This is a genomic window from Streptococcus mitis, assembly GCF_023109235.1.
GTDB classification, from domain to species: domain Bacteria; phylum Bacillota; class Bacilli; order Lactobacillales; family Streptococcaceae; genus Streptococcus; species Streptococcus mitis_DA.
In genome coordinates this window covers 247,795-268,289 of the sequence record NZ_JALDUC010000002.1, presented here as the reverse complement: position 1 = coordinate 268,289, position 20,495 = coordinate 247,795, and the positions used below count along the sequence as shown (strand labels likewise).

Here is a 20,495-nt window from a genome sequence, read left to right as displayed (position 1 = left end):
AAAAGGACTTAGCCCTGTACAATACAGAACTAAATCCTTTGCTTAAATTAATTGTCTAACTTTTTGGGGTCAGTACAGATTTCTTGGGTATCTTTTTTAAAATAAACGGAAGACATGGGATTCGAACCCACGCACGCTGTTACACGCCTACCGCGTTTCCAACACGGCCTCTTAAGCCTCTTGAGTAATCTTCCAATACTTACTCAAATAGTCTACCATAAAGGCCCCTATCTTGCAATAAAAATTCTAGAAATAAGAAAAATGATAGATTTTGAAAGAAAATGACAAAAAATGCTTGACTTTGAAAGAAAGTGTGATAGAATGAATAGTGTAAACGATAACAGGAGGTGATTCAGTGTTAAAAACAGAGCGGAAACAACTGATTTTAGAGGAGTTAAATCAACATCATGTAGTTTCTCTAGAAAAATTAGTTAGTTTGCTAGAGACCTCAGAATCAACGGTTCGAAGAGACTTGGATGAGTTGGAAGCGGAAAACAAGCTTCGTCGCGTGCATGGTGGAGCAGAATTGCCCCATTCCTTGCAGGAAGAAGAAACCATTCAAGAAAAATCTGTCAAAAACCTTCAAGAAAAGAAGTTGCTGGCTCAGAAAGCAGCCTCTCTCATTAAGGAACAAGATGTCATCTTTATCGATGCTGGAACAACAACTGCTTTTTTGATCCATGAATTGGTCAATAAGAATATTACTGTTGTGACAAATTCGATTCACCATGCCGCACAGTTGGTTGAAAAGCAGATTCCAACTGTCATGGTTGGAGGAAGTGTCAAGATGGCAACAGATGCTAGCATCGGGGGCGTTGCTCTTAACCAGATTAACCAATTGCACTTTGACCGTGCCTTTATCGGGATGAATGGTGTGGACGATGGCTATTATACGACTCCTGATATGGAGGAGGGAGCTGTTAAGCGTGCTATTTTAGAAAATGCCAAACAGACCTATGTCTTGGTGGATTCGTCAAAAATTGGACAAACTTGCTTTGCCAAGGTAGCACCACTCAAACGAGCTATTGTTATCACAAGTCAAGGGCATGAGCTCTTGCAGGCTATTAAGGAGAAAACGGAGGTAATAGAAGTATGATTTATACAGTCACACTCAATCCATCCATTGACTATATCGTTCGTTTGGACCAAGTCCAAGTCGGTAGTGTCAATCGTATGGACAGTGATGATAAGTTTGCTGGTGGGAAAGGAATCAATGTCAGCCGTGTCTTGAAACGTTTGGATATACCAAATACAGCGACGGGATTTATCGGAGGCTTTACTGGTAAATTTATCACAGATACCCTTGCAGAGGAAGAAATCGAGACATGTTTTGTCCAAGTGGCAGAAGATACTCGTATCAATGTTAAAATCAAAGCAGACCAAGAAACAGAAATCAACGGAACCGGTCCAAATGTCGAACCAGCTCAGCTAGAAGAATTGAAAGCTATTTTATCTAGTCTGACAGCAGAAGATACGGTTGTCTTTGCGGGTTCGAGTGCTAAAAACCTAGGCAATGTTATCTACAAGGATTTGATTGCCTTGACACGCAAGACTGGTGCGCAAGTCGTTTGTGACTTTGAAGGACAGACCTTGATTGATAGTTTGGACTATCAGCCACTTTTGGTCAAACCAAATAATCACGAGCTTGGAGCTATCTTTGGAGTGAAACTCGAAAGTTTAGATGAAATCGAGAACTATGCTCGTCAGTTACTGGCCAAAGGAGCTCAAAACGTCATTATCTCCATGGCTGGCGACGGTGCCCTTCTTGTCACATCTGAGGGAGCTTACTTCGCAAAACCTATCAAGGGAACAGTCAAAAATTCAGTTGGTGCTGGTGATTCTATGGTTGCCGGATTCACAGGTGAATTTGTCAAATCAAAAGACGCAGTAGAAGCCTTCAAATGGGGAGTTGCTTGTGGAACGGCAACTACCTTCTCGGATGACTTGGCAACAGCAGAATTTATTAAAGAAACATATGAAAAAGTTGAGGTAGAAAAACGATGAAAATTCAAGACCTATTGAGAAAAGATGTTATGTTGCTGGATTTGCAAGCAACTGAAAAAACAGCTGTCATCGACGAGATGATTAAAAGTTTGACAGACCACGGTTATGTGACAGATTTTGAAACCTTTAAAGAAGGAATTTTGGCGCGTGAAGCTCTCACTTCTACAGGTTTGGGTGATGGTATCGCAATGCCTCACAGCAAAAATGCTGCTGTCAAAGAAGCGACAGTTCTCTTTGCCAAGTCAAACAAGGGTGTTGACTACGAGAGCTTGGATGGACAATCAACTGACCTCTTCTTTATGATTGCAGCTCCAGAAGGTGCCAATGATACTCACTTGGCAGCCTTGGCAGAATTGTCTCAATACTTGATGAAAGACGGTTTTGCTGACAAACTTCGTCAAGTAACATCAGCTGACCAAGTTATCGAACTTTTTGACAAAGCTTCCGAAAAAACTGAAGAGCCTGTTCAAGCACCTACTAATGACTCTGATGAGTTTATCGTTGCTGTTACAGCTTGTACAACAGGTATTGCTCACACTTACATGGCTCAAGAAGCCCTTCAAAAAGTGGCTGCTGAAATGGGTGTTGGAATCAAGGTTGAAACCAACGGTGCTAGCGGTGTTGGAAACCAACTAACTGCTGAGGACATCCGCAAGGCTAAAGCTGTTATCATAGCTGCAGACAAGGCGGTTGAGATGGATCGTTTCGATGGCAAACCATTGATCAATCGTCCAGTGGCTGACGGGATCCGTAAAACAGAAGAATTGATTAACTTGGCTCTTTCAGGAGAAGCGGAAGTCTACCGTGCCGCTAATGGTGCAAAAGCTGCAACAGCCTCTAACGAAAAACAAAGCCTTGGTGGTGCCTTCTACAAACACTTGATGAGTGGTGTATCTCAAATGTTGCCATTTGTTATTGGCGGTGGTATCATGATTGCCCTTGCCTTCTTGATTGACGGCGCTTTGGGTGTTCCAAATGAAAAACTTGGCAATCTTGGTTCTTACCATGAGTTAGCTTCTATGTTCATGAAAATCGGTGGTGCAGCCTTTGGTTTGATGCTTCCAGTCTTTGCAGGTTATGTTGCCTACTCTATCGCTGAAAAACCAGGTTTGGTAGCAGGTTTCGTGGCTGGTGCTATTGCAAAAGAAGGTTTTGCCTTTGGGAAAATCCCTTATGCCGCAGGTGGTGAAGCAACTTCAACTCTTGCCGGTGTCTCATCTGGTTTCCTAGGCGCCCTTGTGGGTGGATTTATCGCAGGTGCTTTGGTGCTTGCTATCAAGAAATACGTTAAAGTTCCTCGTTCACTTGAAGGTGCAAAATCAATCCTTCTCTTGCCACTTCTTGGGACAATCTTGACAGGATTTGTCATGCTAGCTGTTAACATCCCGATGGCAGCAATCAACACTGCTATGAATGACTTCCTAGGCGGTCTTGGAGGTGGTTCAGCTGTCCTTCTCGGTATCGTCCTTGGTGGAATGATGGCTGTTGACATGGGTGGACCAGTTAACAAAGCGGCTTATGTATTTGGTACAGATACGCTTGCAGCGACTGTTTCTTCAGGTGGTTCTGTGGCTATGGCAGCAGTTATGGCTGGAGGAATGGTACCACCACTTGCAATCTTTGTCGCAACTCTTCTCTTTAAAGACAAATTTACTAAAGAAGAACGCAACTCTGGTTTGACAAACATTATCATGGGCTTGTCATTTATCACTGAGGGAGCAATTCCATTTGGTGCCGCTGACCCAGCTCGTGCGATCCCAAGCTTCATCCTTGGTTCAGCAGTAGCAGGTGGCCTCGTTGGTCTTACTGGTATCAAACTCATGGCGCCACACGGAGGAATCTTCGTTATCGCCCTTACTTCAAATGCTCTCCTTTACCTCGTTTCTGTCTTGGTAGGAGCAATTGTAAGTGGTGTGGTCTATGGTTATCTACGTAAACCCCAAGCATAAAACTTATACTCTTCAAAAATCAAATTCAAACCACGTCAGCATCGCCTTGCCGTACTCAAGTACAGCCTGCGGCTAGCTTCCTAGTTTGCTCTTTGATTTTCATTGAGTATTAGATATAAAATGAAAAGATTGGACCGTTTGGTGCAGTCTTTTTCTCTTTCCGAAATGCTTGTGAAATATGGTATAATAGAAGAATGGCAAACAAGAATACAAGTAAAACAAGACGGAGACCGTCTAAAGCAGAACTCGAAAGAAAAGAAGCGATTCAACGAATGTTGATTTCGTTGGGAATCGCGCTTTTATTGATTTTCGCAGCCTTCAAATTAGGGGCTGCAGGTATAACCCTTTACAATTTCATTCGCTTGCTGGTGGGTAGCCTAGCTTATCTGGCAATATTTGGCATCCTGCTCTATCTCTTCTTCTTCAAGTGGATACGAAAACAGGAAGGACTCTTATCAGGTTTTTTCACCATATTTGCTGGCTTACTCTTGATTTTTGAGGCCTACTTAGTTTGGAAATATGGTTTGGACAAGTCGGTTTTAAAAGGGACTATGGCTCAGGTTGTGACGGATCTGACTGGTTTTCGAACGACCAGTTTTGCTGGTGGAGGCTTGATTGGTGTTGGACTCTATGTGCCAACAGCCTTTCTCTTCTCAAATATCGGTACTTACTTTATTGGTTCTATCTTGATTTTAGTGGGTGCCCTCCTAGTCAGTCCTTGGTCTGTTTACGATATTGCTGAATTTTGCAGTAAAGGCTTTGCCAAATGGCGGGAAGGGCATGAGCGTCGAAAAGAGGAACGTTTTGTCAAACAAGAAGAAAAAGCTCGCCAAAAGGCTGAGGAAGAGGCTAGATTAGAAAAAGAAGAGGCTGAAAAAGCCTTACTCGATATGCCTCCTGTTGATATGGAAACGGGTGAAATTCTTACAGAAGATGTTGTGCTTGACGTTCCACCTGTTCCAGAAGAAGAGTGGGTAGAACCAGAGATCATCTTGCCTCAAGCTGAACTTGAATTCACTGAACAGGGAGATGGCTCTGATGTCGAAGATGTTCAGGTCGATTTTTCAGCAAAGGAAGCCCTTGAATACAAACTTCCAAGCTTACAACTCTTTGCCCCAGATAAACCAAAAGACCAGTCGAAAGAGAAGAAAATCGTTCGTGAAAACATCAAAATCCTAGAAGAAACTTTTGCTAGTTTTGGTATTAAGGTAACGGTTGAACGGGCTGAAATTGGGCCGTCAGTGACCAAGTATGAAGTCAAGCCAGCAGTCGGTGTACGGGTTAACCGCATTTCCAATCTAGCAGATGACCTCGCTCTAGCCTTGGCAGCCAAGGATGTCCGGATTGAGGCTCCAATACCTGGTAAATCCTTAGTCGGGATTGAGGTTCCTAACTCTGAGATTGCGACGGTATCCTTCCGCGAACTATGGGAACAATCTCAAACGAAAGCAGAAAATCTCTTAGAAATTCCTCTAGGAAAGGCAGTTAATGGCACCGCAAGAGCTTTTGACCTTTCCAAGATGCCCCACTTGCTAGTTGCAGGTTCAACGGGTTCAGGGAAGTCAGTAGCTGTTAACGGCATTATCGCTAGCATCCTCATGAAGGCGAGACCTGACCAAGTTAAATTTATGATGGTCGATCCCAAGATGGTTGAGTTGTCTGTTTACAATGATATTCCCCACCTCTTGATTCCAGTCGTGACCAATCCACGTAAGGCCAGCAAGGCTTTGCAAAAGGTCGTGGATGAAATGGAAAATCGTTATGAACTCTTTGCCAAGGTGGGAGTTCGGAATATTGCAGGTTTTAATGCCAAGGTAGAAGAGTTTAATGCTCAGTCTGAGTACAAGCAGGTTCCGCTACCACTCATTGTTGTAATTGTGGATGAGTTGGCTGACCTTATGATGGTAGCCAGCAAGGAAGTGGAAGATGCTATCATTCGTCTCGGACAGAAGGCGCGTGCTGCAGGTATCCACATGATTCTTGCAACCCAGCGTCCATCCGTTGACGTCATTTCTGGTCTGATCAAGGCCAATGTCCCATCTCGTGTCGCTTTCGCAGTTTCATCAGGAACAGACTCCCGTACTATTTTAGATGAAAATGGAGCTGAGAAACTGCTTGGACGTGGAGATATGCTCTTTAAACCAATTGATGAAAATCATCCAGTTCGTCTCCAAGGCTCCTTTATCTCGGATGATGATGTCGAACGTATCGTAAACTTCATTAAGGCTCAGGCAGATGCGGACTACGATGAGAGTTTTGATCCAGGTGAGGTTTCTGAAAATGAAGGTGAATTTTCAGATGGTGAATCTGGTGGTGATCCGCTTTTTGAAGAAGCCAAAGCTCTAGTCATTGAGACCCAGAAAGCCAGCGCATCCATGATTCAGCGTCGTTTGTCAGTTGGATTTAACCGTGCGACACGTCTCATGGAAGAGCTTGAGATGGCAGGTGTCATTGGTCCAGCTGAAGGTACCAAACCAAGAAAAGTTTTACAACAATAAAAAAATAGCTTCTTTCCAAGTTTGGAGGGAAGCTATTTTAGTGATTATTGATTAGTTTTATTTTCCGAAGTTGGTGTATTATTGGACTGTTTTTCATTTTCAGCGGCAGGTTTACTTGGACTAGGAGCAGGAGTAGAAGAATCTTGAGTTGATGTTTTCTGCTCTTCCTTTTTCTCTTCCTTGACGCTAGATTTTGGCGTTTCTTCTTGTTGTGTTTTTTCTTGGGTAGTGTTAGTTTCCTTATTGGGACTGGTGTTTTCCTTAGGGACTTCCTTTTGAATTTCTTTGACAATGGTTGTCGTCTGGCTTGTCGTAGGTTCTTTTTTAGTATTTTTATTATTGTCCAAGGCGTTCATGATCGTGATACTTGCGGTAATCAAGCCAAGGATACTAGCGATAGTCGCAACGATTTTTTGAAAGACTGTAAAGCCTTTTTTGATGTGTTCTGTTTTTGGTTTTGAAGTTCTACGATAATTAGACATATATTCTCTCCTTTAATTAAAATTTATTATACCGCATTTCTTTAAAAAAATCTTAAAAAAAGAGAAATTGCCCTTTCTTGTCGCAGGCTCCGTTTCATGATACAATAGAGGGAGTGATTTTAGAAAGCGTGAGAAAATATGATTTACTTTGATAATTCGGCGACGACCAAGCCCTATCCTGAAGCACTTGAAACCTATATGCAGGTCGCTTCAAAAATTTTAGGAAATCCATCTAGTCTCCATCGTTTGGGAGATCAGGCAACACGAATCTTAGATGCTTCTCGTCAGCAAATTGCAGATTTAATCGGTAAGAAAAGTGAGGAAATCTTCTTTACTTCTGGTGGGACAGAAGGAGATAACTGGGTTATCAAGGGTGTGGCCTTTGAAAAGGCTCAGTTTGGAAAGCACATCATTGTATCAGCCATTGAACATCCGGCAGTCAAAGAGTCAGCCCTTTGGTTGAAAAGTCAAGGATTTGAAGTAGATTTTGCTCCAGTTGATAACAAAGGATTTGTAGATGTTGAAGCGTTATCAGATTTGATAAGACCTGATACGACCCTCGTTTCCGTCATGGCTGTGAACAATGAAATCGGCTCGATTCAACCTATTCAAGCTATTTCAGAACTATTGGCAGACAAGCCAACTATTTCCTTCCACGTTGATGCGGTTCAGGCACTTGCCAAGATTCCGACTGAAAAGTATCTGACAGAACGAGTGGATTTTGCGACTTTCTCTAGTCACAAGTTTCACGGAGTTCGAGGTGTTGGATTTGTCTATATCAAGTCTGGCAAGAAGATTACGCCTCTTTTAACAGGTGGTGGTCAGGAACGTGATTACCGTTCGACAACTGAAAATGTGGCAGGAATTGCAGCGACAGCCAAGGCTCTCCGCTTGTCTATGGAAAAGCTAGATATCTTTACTAGCAAGACTGGTCAGATGAAGGCAGTGATTCGCCAAGCTCTTCTGGACTATCCAGATATTTTTGTCTTTTCAGATGAGAAAGACTTTGCCCCTCATATCCTGACTTTTGGAATCAAGGGTGTTCGTGGTGAGGTCATTGTTCATGCCTTTGAAGACTATGATATTTTTATCTCAACGACCTCTGCTTGTTCATCCAAGGCAGGAAAACCTGCAGGCACTTTGATTGCCATGGGAGTGGACAAGGATAAGGCCCAGTCAGCTGTGCGTCTAAGCCTAGACCTTGAAAATGATATGAGTCAGATCGAGCAGTTTTTGACAAAGCTAAAATTGATTTACAATCAAACTAGAAAAGTAAGATAGGAGCATTTATGCAGTATTCAGAAATTATGATTCGCTACGGAGAATTGTCAACTAAACACAAAAATCGTATGCGTTTCATCAATAAACTTCGTAATAATATTTCAGACGTTTTGTCTATCTATCCCCAAGTTAAGGTAACCGCAGATCGCGATCGTGCCCACGCTTACCTCAATGGAGCAGATTATACAGCAGTAGCAGAATCGCTTAAACAAGTTTTTGGAATTCAAAACTTTTCCCCTGTTTATAAGGTTGAAAAATCTGTAGAAGTTCTGAAGTCTTCTGTCCAAGAGATTATGCAGGACATCTACAAGGATGGCATGACCTTTAAAATTTCTAGCAAGCGTAGCGACCACAACTTTGAGTTGGATAGTCGTGAACTCAATCAAACCCTTGGAGGTGCTGTTTTTGAAGCTATTCCAAATGTGCAAGCTCAAATGAAAAGTCCTGACATCAATCTTCAGGTGGAGATACGTGAAGAAGCAGCCTATCTTTCTTATGAAACCATTCGTGGGGCTGGTGGTTTGCCAGTTGGAACTTCAGGTAAAGGCATGCTCATGTTGTCAGGAGGAATCGATTCCCCTGTAGCTGGCTATCTAGCGCTTAAACGAGGGGTAGATATAGAGGCCGTTCACTTTGCCAGCCCACCTTATACTAGTCCAGGCGCTCTCAAGAAAGCCCAAGATTTGACCCGTAAATTGACCAAGTTTGGTGGAAATATCCAGTTTATCGAAGTTCCTTTTACAGAGATTCAAGAGGAAATCAAGGCCAAAGCGCCCGAAGCTTACTTAATGACTCTAACTCGTCGCTTTATGATGCGGATTACAGATCGTATTCGTGAGGTACGAAATGGTTTAGTTATCATAAATGGGGAAAGCCTAGGTCAAGTAGCCAGCCAAACCTTGGAGAGCATGCAGGCTATCAATGCGGTTACCAACACTCCCATCATCCGTCCAGTTGTGACAATGGATAAGTTGGAAATTATTGACATTGCTCAGGAAATTGACACCTTTGAAATTTCTATCCAGCCTTTTGAAGACTGTTGTACCATTTTTGCGCCAGATCGTCCGAAAACAAATCCTAAGATTAAGAATGCGGAGCAGTACGAAGCGCGTATGGATGTTGAAGGATTAGTAGAGCGAGCTGTGGCTGGAATCATGATTACTGAGATTACACCGCAGGCTGAAAAAGATGAAGTGGATGACTTGATTGATAATTTGCTCTAATCAGAAAATCCAGAAGAATTTAGAAAAATAAATGAAAAAGTTAGTTTTTAATTCCAAAAATGGAAGCAAAACTAACTTTTTTTCTATAATTGTGATATAATAAAATAAAATTTTGAATATAGAGAGTTTTCTGACAATGAATCAATCCTACTTTTATTTAAAAATGAAAGAACACAAACTCAAGGTTCCTTATACAGGTAAGGAACGCCGTGTACGTGTTCTTCTGCCTAAAGATTATGAGAAAGACACGGATCGTTCTTATCCTGTTGTTTACTTTCATGACGGGCAAAATGTTTTTTATAGCAAGGAGTCTTTCATTGGCCATTCATGGAAGATTATCCCAGCTATTAAGCGTAATCCTGATATCAGTCGCATGATTGTCGTTGCCATTGACAATGATGGTATGGGGCGAATGAATGAGTATGCGGCTTGGAAGTTCCAAGAATCTCCTATCCCAGGGCAGCAGTTTGGCGGTAAGGGTGTGGAGTATGCCGAGTTTGTCATGGAGGTGGTCAAGCCTTTTATCGATGAAACTTATCGTACAAAAGCAGACCGCCAGCATACAGCCATGATTGGTTCCTCATTAGGAGGGAATATTACCCAGTTTATCGGTTTGGAATACCAAAATCAAATTGGTTGTCTAGGTGTCTTTTCATCTGCTAACTGGCTCCACCAAGAAGCTTTTAATCGCTATATCGAGCGCAAGAAACTATCGCCTGACCAGCGTATCTTTATCTATGTTGGAACAGAAGAAGCAGATGATACGGACAAGACCCTGATGGCTGGTAATATCAAACAAGCCTATATCGATTCGTCTCTTCGGTATTACCATAATTTGATTGCAGGTGGGATACACTTAGATAATCTTGTCTTGAAAGTTCAGTCTGGTGCCATCCATAGTGAAATCCCTTGGTCGGAGAATTTACCAGACTGTCTGAGATTTTTTGCAGAGAAATGGTAAGTTAGAAAAGGAGAAAGCCAATGCATATTGAACATCTTAGCCATTGGAGTGGCAATCTTAATCGTGAAATGTACCTTAATCGTTATGGACACGCTGGGATTCCAGTTGTGGTTTTTGCTTCATCAGGTGGTAGTCACAATGAATACTATGATTTTGGCATGATTGATGCCTGTGCTTCCTTTATCGAGGAAGGCCGTGTTCAGTTTTTTACCCTGTCCAGTGTAGATAGTGAGAGCTGGTTGGCCACTTGGAAAAATGGGCACGACCAAGCAGAGATGCACCGTGCCTACGAGAGCTATGTGATTGAGGAGGCCATTCCTTTTATCAAGCATAAGACAGGTTGGTTTGATGGTATGATGACGACAGGTTGCTCAATGGGCGCCTACCATGCTGTCAATTTCTTCCTCCAGCATCCAGATGTCTTTACCAAGGTGATTGCTCTTAGTGGTGTTTACGATGCACGTTTCTTTGTCGGTGATTACTACAATGACGATGCCATTTACCAAAACTCGCCAGTAGATTATATCTGGAATCAGAATGACGGCTGGTTTATTGACCGTTACCGTCAGGCAGAGATTGTGCTGTGTACGGGTCTTGGAGCCTGGGAACAAGACGGTTTACCATCCTTTTACAAGCTCAAAGAAGCCTTTGATCAGAAACAAATTCCAGCCTGGTTTGCTGAATGGGGACACGATGTCGCCCACGACTGGGAATGGTGGCGCAAACAAATGCCTTATTTCCTTGGCAATCTCTATTTATAAAAGGAGTTACCTATGAATTACCTTGTTATTTCTCCCTACTATCCGCAAAACTTTCAACAGTTTACTATTGAACTAGCTAATAAAGGCATCACAGTCTTGGGAATTGGCCAAGAACCTTACGAGCAATTGGATGAGCCCTTACGCATTAGCCTGACTGAGTATTTCCGTGTTGATAATCTTGAAAATGTAGACGAAGTCAAGCGTGCAGTTGCATTTCTTTTCTACAAGCATGGTCCTATCGATCGCATCGAGTCCCATAATGAATACTGGCTTGAGCTGGATGCAACACTCAGAGAACAATTTAATGTCTTTGGTGCCAAACCAGAAGACCTCAAAAAGACTAAATTTAAGTCTGAAATGAAGAAATTGTTCAAAAAAGCAGGTGTCCCCGTGGTACCTGGAGCTGTTATCAAGACGGAAGCAGATGTGGATCAAGCTGTGAATGAAATCGGCCTTCCAATGATTGCAAAACCTGACAATGGAGTGGGAGCAGCCGCCACCTTTAAGCTTGAAACAGAAGACGATATCAATCACTTCAAGCAAGAATGGGACCATTCGACCGTTTATTTCTTTGAAAAATTTGTCACTTCCAGCGAAATTTGCACCTTTGATGGTTTAGTGGATAAGGATGGAAAGATTGTCTTCTCAACGACCTTTGACTACGCCTATACACCGCTTGATCTCATGATTTACAAGATGGACAATTCCTACTATGTTCTTAAGGATATGGATCCCAAATTACGTAAATATGGTGAGGCCATTGTCAAGGAATTTGGTATGAAAGAACGGTTCTTCCATATTGAGTTCTTCCGTGAAGGGGACGACTACATTGCCATTGAGTACAATAACCGTCCTGCAGGTGGTTTTACCATTGATGTTTATAACTTTGCCCATTCCTTGGACCTCTATCGTGGATATGCAGCTATTGTCGCAGGAGAAGAGTTCCCAGCGTCAGACTTTGAACCTCAGTTTTGTTTAGCTACATCACGTCGCGCAAATGCTCACTATGTCTATTCTGAGGAGGACTTGCTTGCCAAATACAGCCATCAGTTCAAGGTTAAAAAAATCATGCCAGCAGCCTTTGCGGAACTTCAAGGAGATTACCTTTATATGCTGACAACTCCGAGTCGACAAGAAATGGAGCAGATGATTGCTGATTTCGGACAACGTCAAGAATAAGAACTCTCGGATTAAGGAAATGCACCTCCTTAATCCTTTTGTTTCAATAAGAGAAATAAAACCGCTTTCCCATATATTCTTTTAGAAAACCTGTTGCTAAAAGATATAAAAATTGATAGAATAAAGATTGTCTAAAAAATTTTAAGGAGAATCTATCAAATGGATTTCACATGGGCAATTAAATATGCCACTGAATTTTTGGCCACTGCTATTTTGATCATTCTTGGAAATGGTGCAGTTGCCAACGTTGAACTTAAAGGTACGAAAGGTCACCAAAGTGGCTGGATCGTTATCGCTGTTGGTTATGGTATGGGGGTTATGATTCCAGCCTTGATGTTTGGTAACGTATCTGGTAACCACATTAACCCAGCCTTCACTCTTGGACTTGCGATCAGCGGTCTCTTCCCTTGGGCACAAGTTGCACCTTATATCATCGCACAAGTTTTGGGTGCTATCTTTGGTCAAGCCTTGGTTGTGGCAACACACCGCCCATACTACTTGAAAACTGAAAATCCAAACAACATCTTGGGTACTTTCTCAACAATTTCAAGTTTGGATAATGGTACAAAAGAATCACATTTTGCAGCAACTGTTAATGGTTTTGTAAATGAGTTTGTTGGTTCATTTGTTCTTTTCTTTGCAGCCCTTGGTATGACTAAAAACTTCTTTGGTGCTGAACTAGTATCAAAAGCACAAGCTGCTATCAATGCTCAAGTTGCACAAGCAACTACTCAAGGTCAAACAATTCCTCAAGAACAAGTAACAGCAGCACTTGACCAAGCTAAAGAACAAGTAGCGCCATTTATGACTTCTGGTCTTGGAATTGCTCACTTGGCACTTGGATTCCTTGTTATGGCCTTGGTAACATCACTTGGTGGACCTACAGGGCCTGCCTTGAACCCAGCCCGTGACTTGGGACCACGTCTCCTTCATGCTTTCCTTCCAAAATCAGTTCTTGGTGAGCACAAAGGTGATTCAAAATGGTGGTATTCTTGGGTACCAGTAGTAGCACCGATTGCAGCAGCAATTGCGGCAGTAGCTATCTTCAAATTCCTTTACCTATAAGAAATTGAAACCGGGGAAATCCTCGGTTTTTTAGATGCAATTTTACGAAAAATCGGTAAATTTGAGCATAATATCTTGTAAAAAATTCTAAAATCCTATAAAATAAAAAGTGATGGAGGAATTTATGAATGTAAATCAAATTGTACGGATTATTCCTACTTTAAAAGTTAATAATAGAAAATTAAATGAAACATTTTATATTGAAACCCTTGGCATGAAGGCCTTGTTAGAGGAGTCAGCCTTTCTATCACTAGGGGATCAAACAGGTCTTGAAAGGCTAGTTTTAGAAGAAGCTCCCAGCATGCGTACCCGTAAGGTAGAGGGAAGAAAGAAGCTAGCTAGATTGATTATCAAGGTGGAAAATCCCTTGGAAATTGAAGGACTCTTATCTAAAACGGATTCGATTCATCAATTATATAAAGGTCAAAATGGCTACGCTTTTGAAATTTTTTCACCAGAAAATGATTTGATTTTGATTCATGCAGAAGATGACAGAGCGAGTCTAGTAGAAGTAGAAGAAAAACCTGAATTTCAAACAGATTTGGCATCAATTTCTTTAAGTAAATTTGAGATTTCTATGGAATTACATCTCCCAATTGATGTCGATAGTTACTTGGAACTATCTGAAGTTAGGGAATCACTTGATTTTATCCCAGCTCAGGGGCAGGATTTGACTGTAGACAATACGGTTACTTGGGACTTATCTATGCTCAAGTTCTTGGTAAATGAACTAGATATAGCAAGTCTTCGTAAGAAGTTTGAGTCTACAGAATATTTTATTCCTAAGTCTGAAAAATTCTTCCTTGGTAAAGATAGAAATAATGTTGAATTGTGGTTTGAAAAAGTATGAAGTGGACCAAGATTATTAAAAAAATAGAAGAACAAATCGAGGCAGGGATTTATCCTGGAGCCTCTTTTGCGTATTTTAAGGACCATCAATGGACGGAGTTCTATTTAGGCCAGAGTGACCCAGAACATGGCTTGCAGACTGAGGCAGGACTAGTTTATGATCTAGCTAGTGTCAGCAAGGTTGTTGGGGTTGGTACCGTTTTTACCTTCTTGTGGGAAAAAGGTCAATTAGATATTGACAGACCGGTAACAGATTTTTTAGCTGAGAGTGATTATCCAGACATCACTATTCGCCAGCTCTTGACTCACGCAACAGATCTTGATCCTTTTATTCCCAATCGTGATCTTTTAACAGCACCTGAATTAAAGGAAGCGATGTTTCATCTTAAGAGACGAAGTCAGCCAGCCTTTCTTTATTCGGATGTCCATTTTTTGCTGTTAGGTTTTATTTTGGAAAGAACCTTTAATCAAGACTTGGATGTGATTTTACAAGAACAAGTCTGGAATCTTTGGGGAATGGAGGAAACCAAGTTTGGCCCTGTTGAGCTTGCTGTTCCAACAGTCAGAGGTGTAGAGGCAGGTATCGTGCATGATCCCAAGGCTCGTCTCTTGGGCAGACATGCTGGTAGTGCTGGTTTGTTTTCGACTGTGAAGGATTTACAAATCTTTTTAGAACACTATTTAAAGGACGATTTTTCAAGAGATTTGAGTCAAAATTTTTCTCCTTTGGATGACAAGGAACGTTCTTTAGCATGGAATTTGGAAGGAGATTGGCTAGACCATACGGGCTATACAGGTACCTTTATCATGTTGAATCGTCAGAAGCAAGAAGCGGCTATTTTCCTATCGAATCGTACCTATGAAAAGGATGAGAGGGCTCAATGGATTGTAGACCGCAATCAAGTGATGGACTTGATTCGCAAAGAAGAGTAAGGAGAGACATGTCAAACATTTTAAAAGGGATTCTATTAACAGTTGTGGCTGGGATTGCTTGGGGCTTGTCAGGAACGAGTGGCCAATACTTGATGGCACACGGAATTTCGGCTTTGGTCTTGACCAATTTGCGTCTTTTAGTCGCTGGTGGGATTCTCATGTTCTTGGCTTATGCTACTGCAAAGGATAAAATGCTAGTCTTTTTAAAGGATAGAAAAAGTTTGCTGTCTCTTCTCATTTTTGCTCTAATTGGTCTCTTCCTCAATCAATTTGCCTATCTAACTGCTATTCAGGAGACCAATGCAGGAACCGCGTAAGAAGTGGGGGAGTAGTTTGGTCATTGGTGTGGGAATGGTCATAGCAGGTTTGGTCGCCCTTCCTTTTACAGGGGTTCTACAGACTGCTATCCCAACTAGTCTTGATTTTCTCCTTGCATTTGCAGGCATTATCCTTATTGGGACTGTCTTTGCCTATACAGCCTTCTTAAAAGGAGCCAGTCTGATTGGACCGGTCAAGTCAAGCTTGTTGGCTTCTATTGAGCCAATTTCGGCGGTTTTCTTTGCCTTCCTAATTATGAATGAACAATTTTATCCTATTGATTTTCTTGGTATGGCAATGATATTGTTTGCTGTAACTCTGATTTCGTTGAAAGATTTAGTCTTAGAAAAATAAAAAGACTCTTTGTCGTCCGTGACAGAGAGTTTTTGCGTGGTAATCTAATTATTTTCAAGATAAAATTCAAAGCGTTCGCCTACATACTGACTTTTTACGTATTCAAATGCAGTACCATCTTCTAGGTAGGAAACCTGGGTCAAACCAAGAATAGCATGGCCTTTTTCAACTTCCAAATAGTGGGCAATTTTTTCCTTAGCAAGACGAGCATAGATGGTCTGCTGTGATTTGCCAATACGGTAGCCGTGTTTTTGCAGGGTTTGGAAGAAATGACTGGTGATTTCTTCTTTTTTAAAGTCCTTAATGAATTTTTCAGGAATAGAAGCAACCTCATAAACCAGAGGAACTTTGTCGGCATAGCGAACCCGCTCCATTCGGATAATATTCTCCGTTGGAGAAATTCCTAGCTTTGCAACTTCCTGCTCATTGGGAATGGTTTTTCTGTAGGAAATGAGTTGGCTAGAGGGGACTTTACCTTGGGACTTAACAATTTCAGTAAAACTGGTTGTCCCTCGCATCTTTTCTTGTACCCGAGTACTGGAAACAAAGGTGCCACTTCCAACTCTGCGCTCCAGAACGCCTTCTTCGACCAAGAGGGAAATTGCTTGGCGGAGGGTCATACGACTGACCTCGAACTGCTCTGCTAAATCTCGTTCACTAGGGAGTCTCTCCCCAATAGCCCAACGGTGCTCGTCAATATCCTTTTTTATCTGATCATGGATTTTCATATAAGCTGGTAGCATATTTTCACTTCATTTCTATCTTTTCTCTATTGTACCCCAATAAACTAGAAAAAGTCAATCTTCGCCTTGTTTAGTTGGTAATTCGCCCTTATTTGTGATAGAATATTGAAAAAAGATATTTCTTTTGAGAAAGGAAAAAGATGAGCAACATTTCAACTGATTTGCAAGATGTAGAAAAAATCATCGTATTGGACTATGGTAGTCAATACAACCAGCTGATTTCCCGCCGTATCCGTGAGATTGGTGTTTTTTCAGAGCTAAAGAGTCATAAAATTTCAGCTGCTGAAGTTCGTGAAATCAACCCTGTAGGAATCATCCTTTCAGGTGGTCCAAACTCTGTATATGAAGATGGTTCATTCGATATTGACCCAGAAATCTTCGAACTCGGAATTCCTATTTTGGGAATTTGTTACGGTATGCAGTTATTGACCCATAAACTTGGAGGAAAAGTTGTTCCTGCAGGTGACGCTGGAAATCGTGAATATGGTCAATCAACCCTAACTCACACACCATCAGCTCTTTTTGAATCAACACCTGATGAGCAGACTGTTTTGATGAGCCATGGTGATGCAGTTACTGAGATTCCTGCCGACTTTGTTCGTACAGGTACATCAGCTGATTGCCCATACGCAGCCATCGAAAACCCAGATAAACACATTTACGGTATCCAATTCCACCCAGAAGTTCGTCATTCTGTATACGGAAATGATATCCTTCGTAACTTTGCTCTTAACATTTGTAAGGCTAAAGGCGATTGGTCAATGGATAACTTCATTGATATGCAGATTCAAAAAATTCGTGAAACTGTTGGTGATAAACGTGTCCTTCTTGGCCTTTCAGGTGGGGTTGACTCATCTGTCGTTGGGGTTCTTCTCCAAAAAGCGATTGGCGATCAATTGATCTGTATTTTCGTAGACCACGGTCTTCTTCGTAAAGGAGAAGCGGACCAAGTTATGGACATGCTTGGTGGTAAGTTTGGTTTGAATATCGTCAAAGCAGACGCTGCTAAACGTTTCCTTGATAAACTTGCTGGCGTTTCTGACCCAGAACAAAAACGTAAAATTATCGGTAATGAGTTTGTCTATGTATTCGATGACGAAGCAAGCAAGCTCAAAGATGTGAAATTCCTTGCTCAAGGTACTTTATATACAGATGTTATCGAGTCTGGTACGGATACAGCTCAAACTATCAAGTCACACCACAACGTGGGTGGTCTTCCAGAAGACATGCAGTTTGAATTGATCGAACCACTCAACACTCTCTATAAAGACGAAGTTCGTGCCCTCGGTACAGAGCTTGGTATGCCAGACCATATCGTATGGCGCCAACCATTCCCAGGACCAGGACTTGCTATCCGTGTTATGGGTGAAATCACTGAAGAAAAGCTAGAAACAGTTCGTGAATCAGACGCTATTCTTCGTGAGGAAATCGCTAAAGCTGGCCTTGACCGCGATATCTGGCAATACTTCACAGTTAACACAGGCGTTCGTTCAGTTGGTGTTATGGGTGACGGTCGTACTTACGACTATACGATTGCAATCCGTGCTATTACCTCTATCGATGGTATGACTGCTGACTTTGCAAAGATTCCTTGGGAAGTTCTTCAAAAGATTTCTGTACGTATCGTAAACGAAGTAGACCATGTTAACCGCATCGTCTACGATATTACAAGTAAACCACCTGCAACAGTTGAGTGGGAATAGTCATCTAAGGACTAATTTATGTAGTTTAACGAGCCAGTATCTTTGAATACTGGTTTTTTACTTTATCTAGATTTTTGATTACTTGTTAAAACTGGGTGAATTTTCGATAGTTTATCAGCCATTATGAAAATCAAAGATCAAGCTAGGAAGGCAGCAGAAGGTTGCTCAAAGCACTACTTTAAGGTTGTAGATAAGACTGACGAATATATAATCCAAGGTGAAGCTGACCTGGTTTGAAGAGATTTTTGAAGAGTATTAAAAGATTAGAATTGTCAAAACAATCTGTCTAGGCTTGATTTTATGGCTTATTTACTATAAAATGAGAAGGAAAAACGTCAAACTTTTATATTGCAAATAGGAGAAAACATGACAAAAACATTAAAACGTCCAGAGGTTTTATCACCTGCAGGGACTTTAGAGAAGCTAAAAGTAGCTGTTCAGTATGGGGCAGATGCTGTCTTTATCGGTGGTCAGGCCTATGGTCTTCGTAGCCGTGCAGGTAACTTTACTTTCGAACAGATGGAAGAAGGTGTCCAGTTTGCGGCCAAGTACGGTGCCAAAGTCTATGTAGCTGCCAATATGGTTATGCACGAAGGAAATGAAGCTGGTGCTGGTGAGTGGTTCCGTAAACTACGTGATATCGGAATCGCTGCAGTTATCGTATCTGACCCAGCCTTGATCATGATTGCAGCGACTGAAGCACCAGGTCTTGAAATCCACCTCTCTACCCAAGCAAGTGCAACTAACTATGAAACTCTTGAGTTCTGGAAAGAACTGGGCTTGACTCGTGTCGTTTTGGCGCGTGAGGTTTCAATGGAAGAATTGGCAGAAATTCGCAAACGTACAGACGTTGAGATTGAAGCCTTTGTTCATGGAGCTATGTGTATTTCCTACTCAGGTCGCTGTACGCTTTCAAATCACATGAGTATGCGTGATGCTAACCGTGGTGGTTGCTCTCAGTCTTGCCGTTGGAAGTACGACCTTTACGATATGCCATTTGGGAAGGAACGTAAGAGTCTTAAAGGTGAAATTCCTGAAGAATTTTCAATGTCAGCCGTTGATATGTCTATGATTGACCATATCCCAGATATGATTGAAAACGGTGTGGACAGTCTGAAGATCGAAGGACGCATGAAGTCTATTCACTATGTTTCAACAGTAACTAACTGTTATAAGGCGGCTGTTGATGCTTATCTAGAGAGTCCAGAGAAGTTTGAAGCTATCAAGCAAGACTTGATTGATGAGATGTGGAAGGTTGCCCAACGTGAATTAGCAACAGGTTTCTACTACGGTACACCATCTGAAAATGAGCAGTTATTTGGTGCTCGTCGTAAAATTCCTGAGTACAAGTTTGTTGCTGAAGTGGTTTCTTATGATGATGCGACACAAACAGCAACTATTCGTCAACGGAACGTTATTAACGAAGGAGACCAAGTTGAGTTTTATGGCCCAGGTTTCCGTCATTTTGAAACGTATATCGAAAATTTACATGATGCCAAAGGCAATAAAATAGACCGCGCTCCAAATCCAATGGAACTCTTGACAATCAAAGTCCCACAACCTGTTCAAGTTGGAGACATGGTTCGAGCTCTTAAAGAAGGTCTCATCAATCTTTATAAGGAAGATGGCACCAGCGTCACAGTGCGTGCTTAATAAACATGTAGGAGACGAAAGCTTTCTAGTTGCTTTCCCTTTAATCCTACTTACTAAAGAACCTTAGGTTAAAGAAAATATATTAATTTCCATCCGAGATTTCATCTCGGATTTTTCATTATTTTTCAGAAAGACCTAGATAATAGACGGATTTATTACAAGTTTTTTCCAAAGTTTTCTATATAATAAGCTAAAAAATAGTAAAATTGTAAATAATTTTCATTAAACGCTTTCAACGTAAGTAAAAAGTTGACAAATCCAATTTTTAGGACTAAACTAAGTAAGTAAATTTTAATTAAAAGGAGAATTCGTCATGAATTTAACATTTTTCGGTCTATGTCTTGCCTGTATGGGTGTATCTCTTGGTGAAGGTATGTTGATGAACGGTTTGTTGAAATCAGTTGCTCGCCAACCAGATATCATCTCAGAACTACGTAGTTTGATGATCCTAGGGGTTGCCTTTATTGAAGGTACTTTCTTCGTTACTCTTGTCTTTTCATTTATCATCAAATAAAAGAAGTATAAATTGAAAAAAGGGA

General features: G+C 41.4%; 17 protein-coding genes, 1 tRNA gene and 1 pseudogene. 16 read left to right on the top strand and 3 right to left on the bottom strand.

What is annotated here, in order from left to right; genetic code table 11:
• Positions 1-106: 106 nt before the first annotated feature.
• Positions 107-194, bottom strand: a tRNA-Ser gene (locus M1F55_RS02585).
• 161 nt (positions 195-355) lie between these two features.
• On the opposite strand from M1F55_RS02585, the gene M1F55_RS02580 reads away from it, so the two are divergent.
• The 4 genes from M1F55_RS02580 (at position 356) to M1F55_RS02565 (ending at position 6,451) form a co-directional block, all read left to right on the top strand.
• A complete protein-coding gene (locus M1F55_RS02580) occupies positions 356-1,096 on the top strand; it encodes a DeoR/GlpR family DNA-binding transcription regulator (RefSeq protein WP_000920651.1) in 741 nt (246 codons plus the stop codon).
• The gene (pfkB, locus tag M1F55_RS02575; protein WP_000640798.1) at positions 1,093-2,004 is read left to right on the top strand and encodes a 1-phosphofructokinase; all 912 of its coding nucleotides are present in this window, start codon (positions 1,093-1,095) and stop codon (positions 2,002-2,004) included. Before M1F55_RS02580 ends, pfkB begins: the two co-directional genes overlap by 4 nt.
• Positions 2,001-3,953, top strand: coding sequence for a fructose-specific PTS transporter subunit EIIC (locus tag M1F55_RS02570; protein ID WP_247947216.1), 1,953 nt, complete (start codon positions 2,001-2,003; stop codon positions 3,951-3,953). Before pfkB ends, M1F55_RS02570 begins: the two co-directional genes overlap by 4 nt.
• 194 nt (positions 3,954-4,147) lie before the next feature.
• The gene (locus tag M1F55_RS02565) at positions 4,148-6,451 is read left to right on the top strand and encodes a DNA translocase FtsK (protein WP_080713135.1); all 2,304 of its coding nucleotides are present in this window, start codon (positions 4,148-4,150) and stop codon (positions 6,449-6,451) included.
• A gap of 44 nt (positions 6,452-6,495) precedes the next feature.
• On the opposite strand, the gene M1F55_RS02560 is transcribed toward M1F55_RS02565, so the two are convergent.
• Positions 6,496-6,933 (bottom strand): DUF6556 family protein, encoded by a 438-nt coding sequence (locus M1F55_RS02560; protein WP_004258372.1) that lies wholly within the window; start codon positions 6,931-6,933, stop codon positions 6,496-6,498.
• 138 nt (positions 6,934-7,071) lie between these two features.
• Between M1F55_RS02560 and M1F55_RS02555 the strand changes: the two genes are divergently transcribed.
• The 9 genes and pseudogenes from M1F55_RS02555 (at position 7,072) to M1F55_RS02515 (ending at position 15,857) form a co-directional block, all read left to right on the top strand.
• Entirely contained in the window at positions 7,072-8,214 is a 1,143-nt protein-coding gene (locus M1F55_RS02555) for a cysteine desulfurase family protein (protein WP_247947215.1), read from the top strand.
• Between the two features lie 8 nt (positions 8,215-8,222).
• Positions 8,223-9,437, top strand: a complete 1,215-nt coding sequence (thiI, locus tag M1F55_RS02550) for a tRNA uracil 4-sulfurtransferase ThiI (protein ID WP_247947214.1) — start codon at positions 8,223-8,225, stop codon at positions 9,435-9,437.
• A gap of 136 nt (positions 9,438-9,573) precedes the next feature.
• The gene (locus M1F55_RS02545; RefSeq protein ID WP_247947213.1) at positions 9,574-10,398 is read left to right on the top strand and encodes an alpha/beta hydrolase; all 825 of its coding nucleotides are present in this window, start codon (positions 9,574-9,576) and stop codon (positions 10,396-10,398) included.
• A 20-nt stretch (positions 10,399-10,418) separates the two neighbouring features.
• Positions 10,419-11,159 (top strand): esterase family protein, encoded by a 741-nt coding sequence (locus M1F55_RS02540; protein ID WP_141230872.1) that lies wholly within the window; start codon positions 10,419-10,421, stop codon positions 11,157-11,159.
• A 12-nt stretch (positions 11,160-11,171) separates the two neighbouring features.
• Positions 11,172-12,338, top strand: coding sequence for an ATP-grasp domain-containing protein (locus M1F55_RS02535; RefSeq protein WP_247947212.1), 1,167 nt, complete (start codon positions 11,172-11,174; stop codon positions 12,336-12,338).
• A 159-nt stretch (positions 12,339-12,497) separates the two neighbouring features.
• Complete coding sequence (gene gla, locus M1F55_RS02530) at positions 12,498-13,403, top strand: aquaglyceroporin Gla (RefSeq protein ID WP_000348094.1); 906 nt, start codon at positions 12,498-12,500, stop codon at positions 13,401-13,403.
• A gap of 124 nt (positions 13,404-13,527) precedes the next feature.
• Positions 13,528-14,253, top strand: a complete 726-nt coding sequence (locus M1F55_RS02525) for a CppA family protein (RefSeq protein WP_247947211.1) — start codon at positions 13,528-13,530, stop codon at positions 14,251-14,253.
• Positions 14,250-15,185 (top strand): serine hydrolase domain-containing protein, encoded by a 936-nt coding sequence (locus M1F55_RS02520; RefSeq protein WP_247947210.1) that lies wholly within the window; start codon positions 14,250-14,252, stop codon positions 15,183-15,185. Before M1F55_RS02525 ends, M1F55_RS02520 begins: the two co-directional genes overlap by 4 nt.
• Before the next feature lie 8 nt (positions 15,186-15,193).
• Positions 15,194-15,857 (top strand): annotated as a pseudogene (locus M1F55_RS02515) (EamA family transporter).
• Positions 15,858-15,901: 44 nt separating this feature from the next.
• Here the strand turns inward: M1F55_RS02515 and M1F55_RS02510 are convergent.
• Positions 15,902-16,600: a GntR family transcriptional regulator gene (locus M1F55_RS02510; protein WP_247947209.1), complete on the bottom strand. Its 699-nt coding sequence runs from the start codon at positions 16,598-16,600 to the stop codon at positions 15,902-15,904.
• Between the two features lie 140 nt (positions 16,601-16,740).
• Here M1F55_RS02510 and guaA point away from each other — a divergent pair, with 140 nt between their 5' ends.
• The 3 genes from guaA (at position 16,741) to M1F55_RS02495 (ending at position 20,470) form a co-directional block, all read left to right on the top strand.
• Entirely contained in the window at positions 16,741-18,303 is a 1,563-nt protein-coding gene (gene guaA / locus M1F55_RS02505; protein ID WP_000065712.1) for a glutamine-hydrolyzing GMP synthase, read from the top strand.
• A 366-nt stretch (positions 18,304-18,669) separates the two neighbouring features.
• Positions 18,670-19,956, top strand: coding sequence for a peptidase U32 family protein (locus M1F55_RS02500; protein WP_247947208.1), 1,287 nt, complete (start codon positions 18,670-18,672; stop codon positions 19,954-19,956).
• A 313-nt stretch (positions 19,957-20,269) separates the two neighbouring features.
• Positions 20,270-20,470: a F0F1 ATP synthase subunit C gene (locus M1F55_RS02495; RefSeq protein WP_001054560.1), complete on the top strand. Its 201-nt coding sequence runs from the start codon at positions 20,270-20,272 to the stop codon at positions 20,468-20,470.
• Positions 20,471-20,495 lie beyond the last annotated feature (25 nt).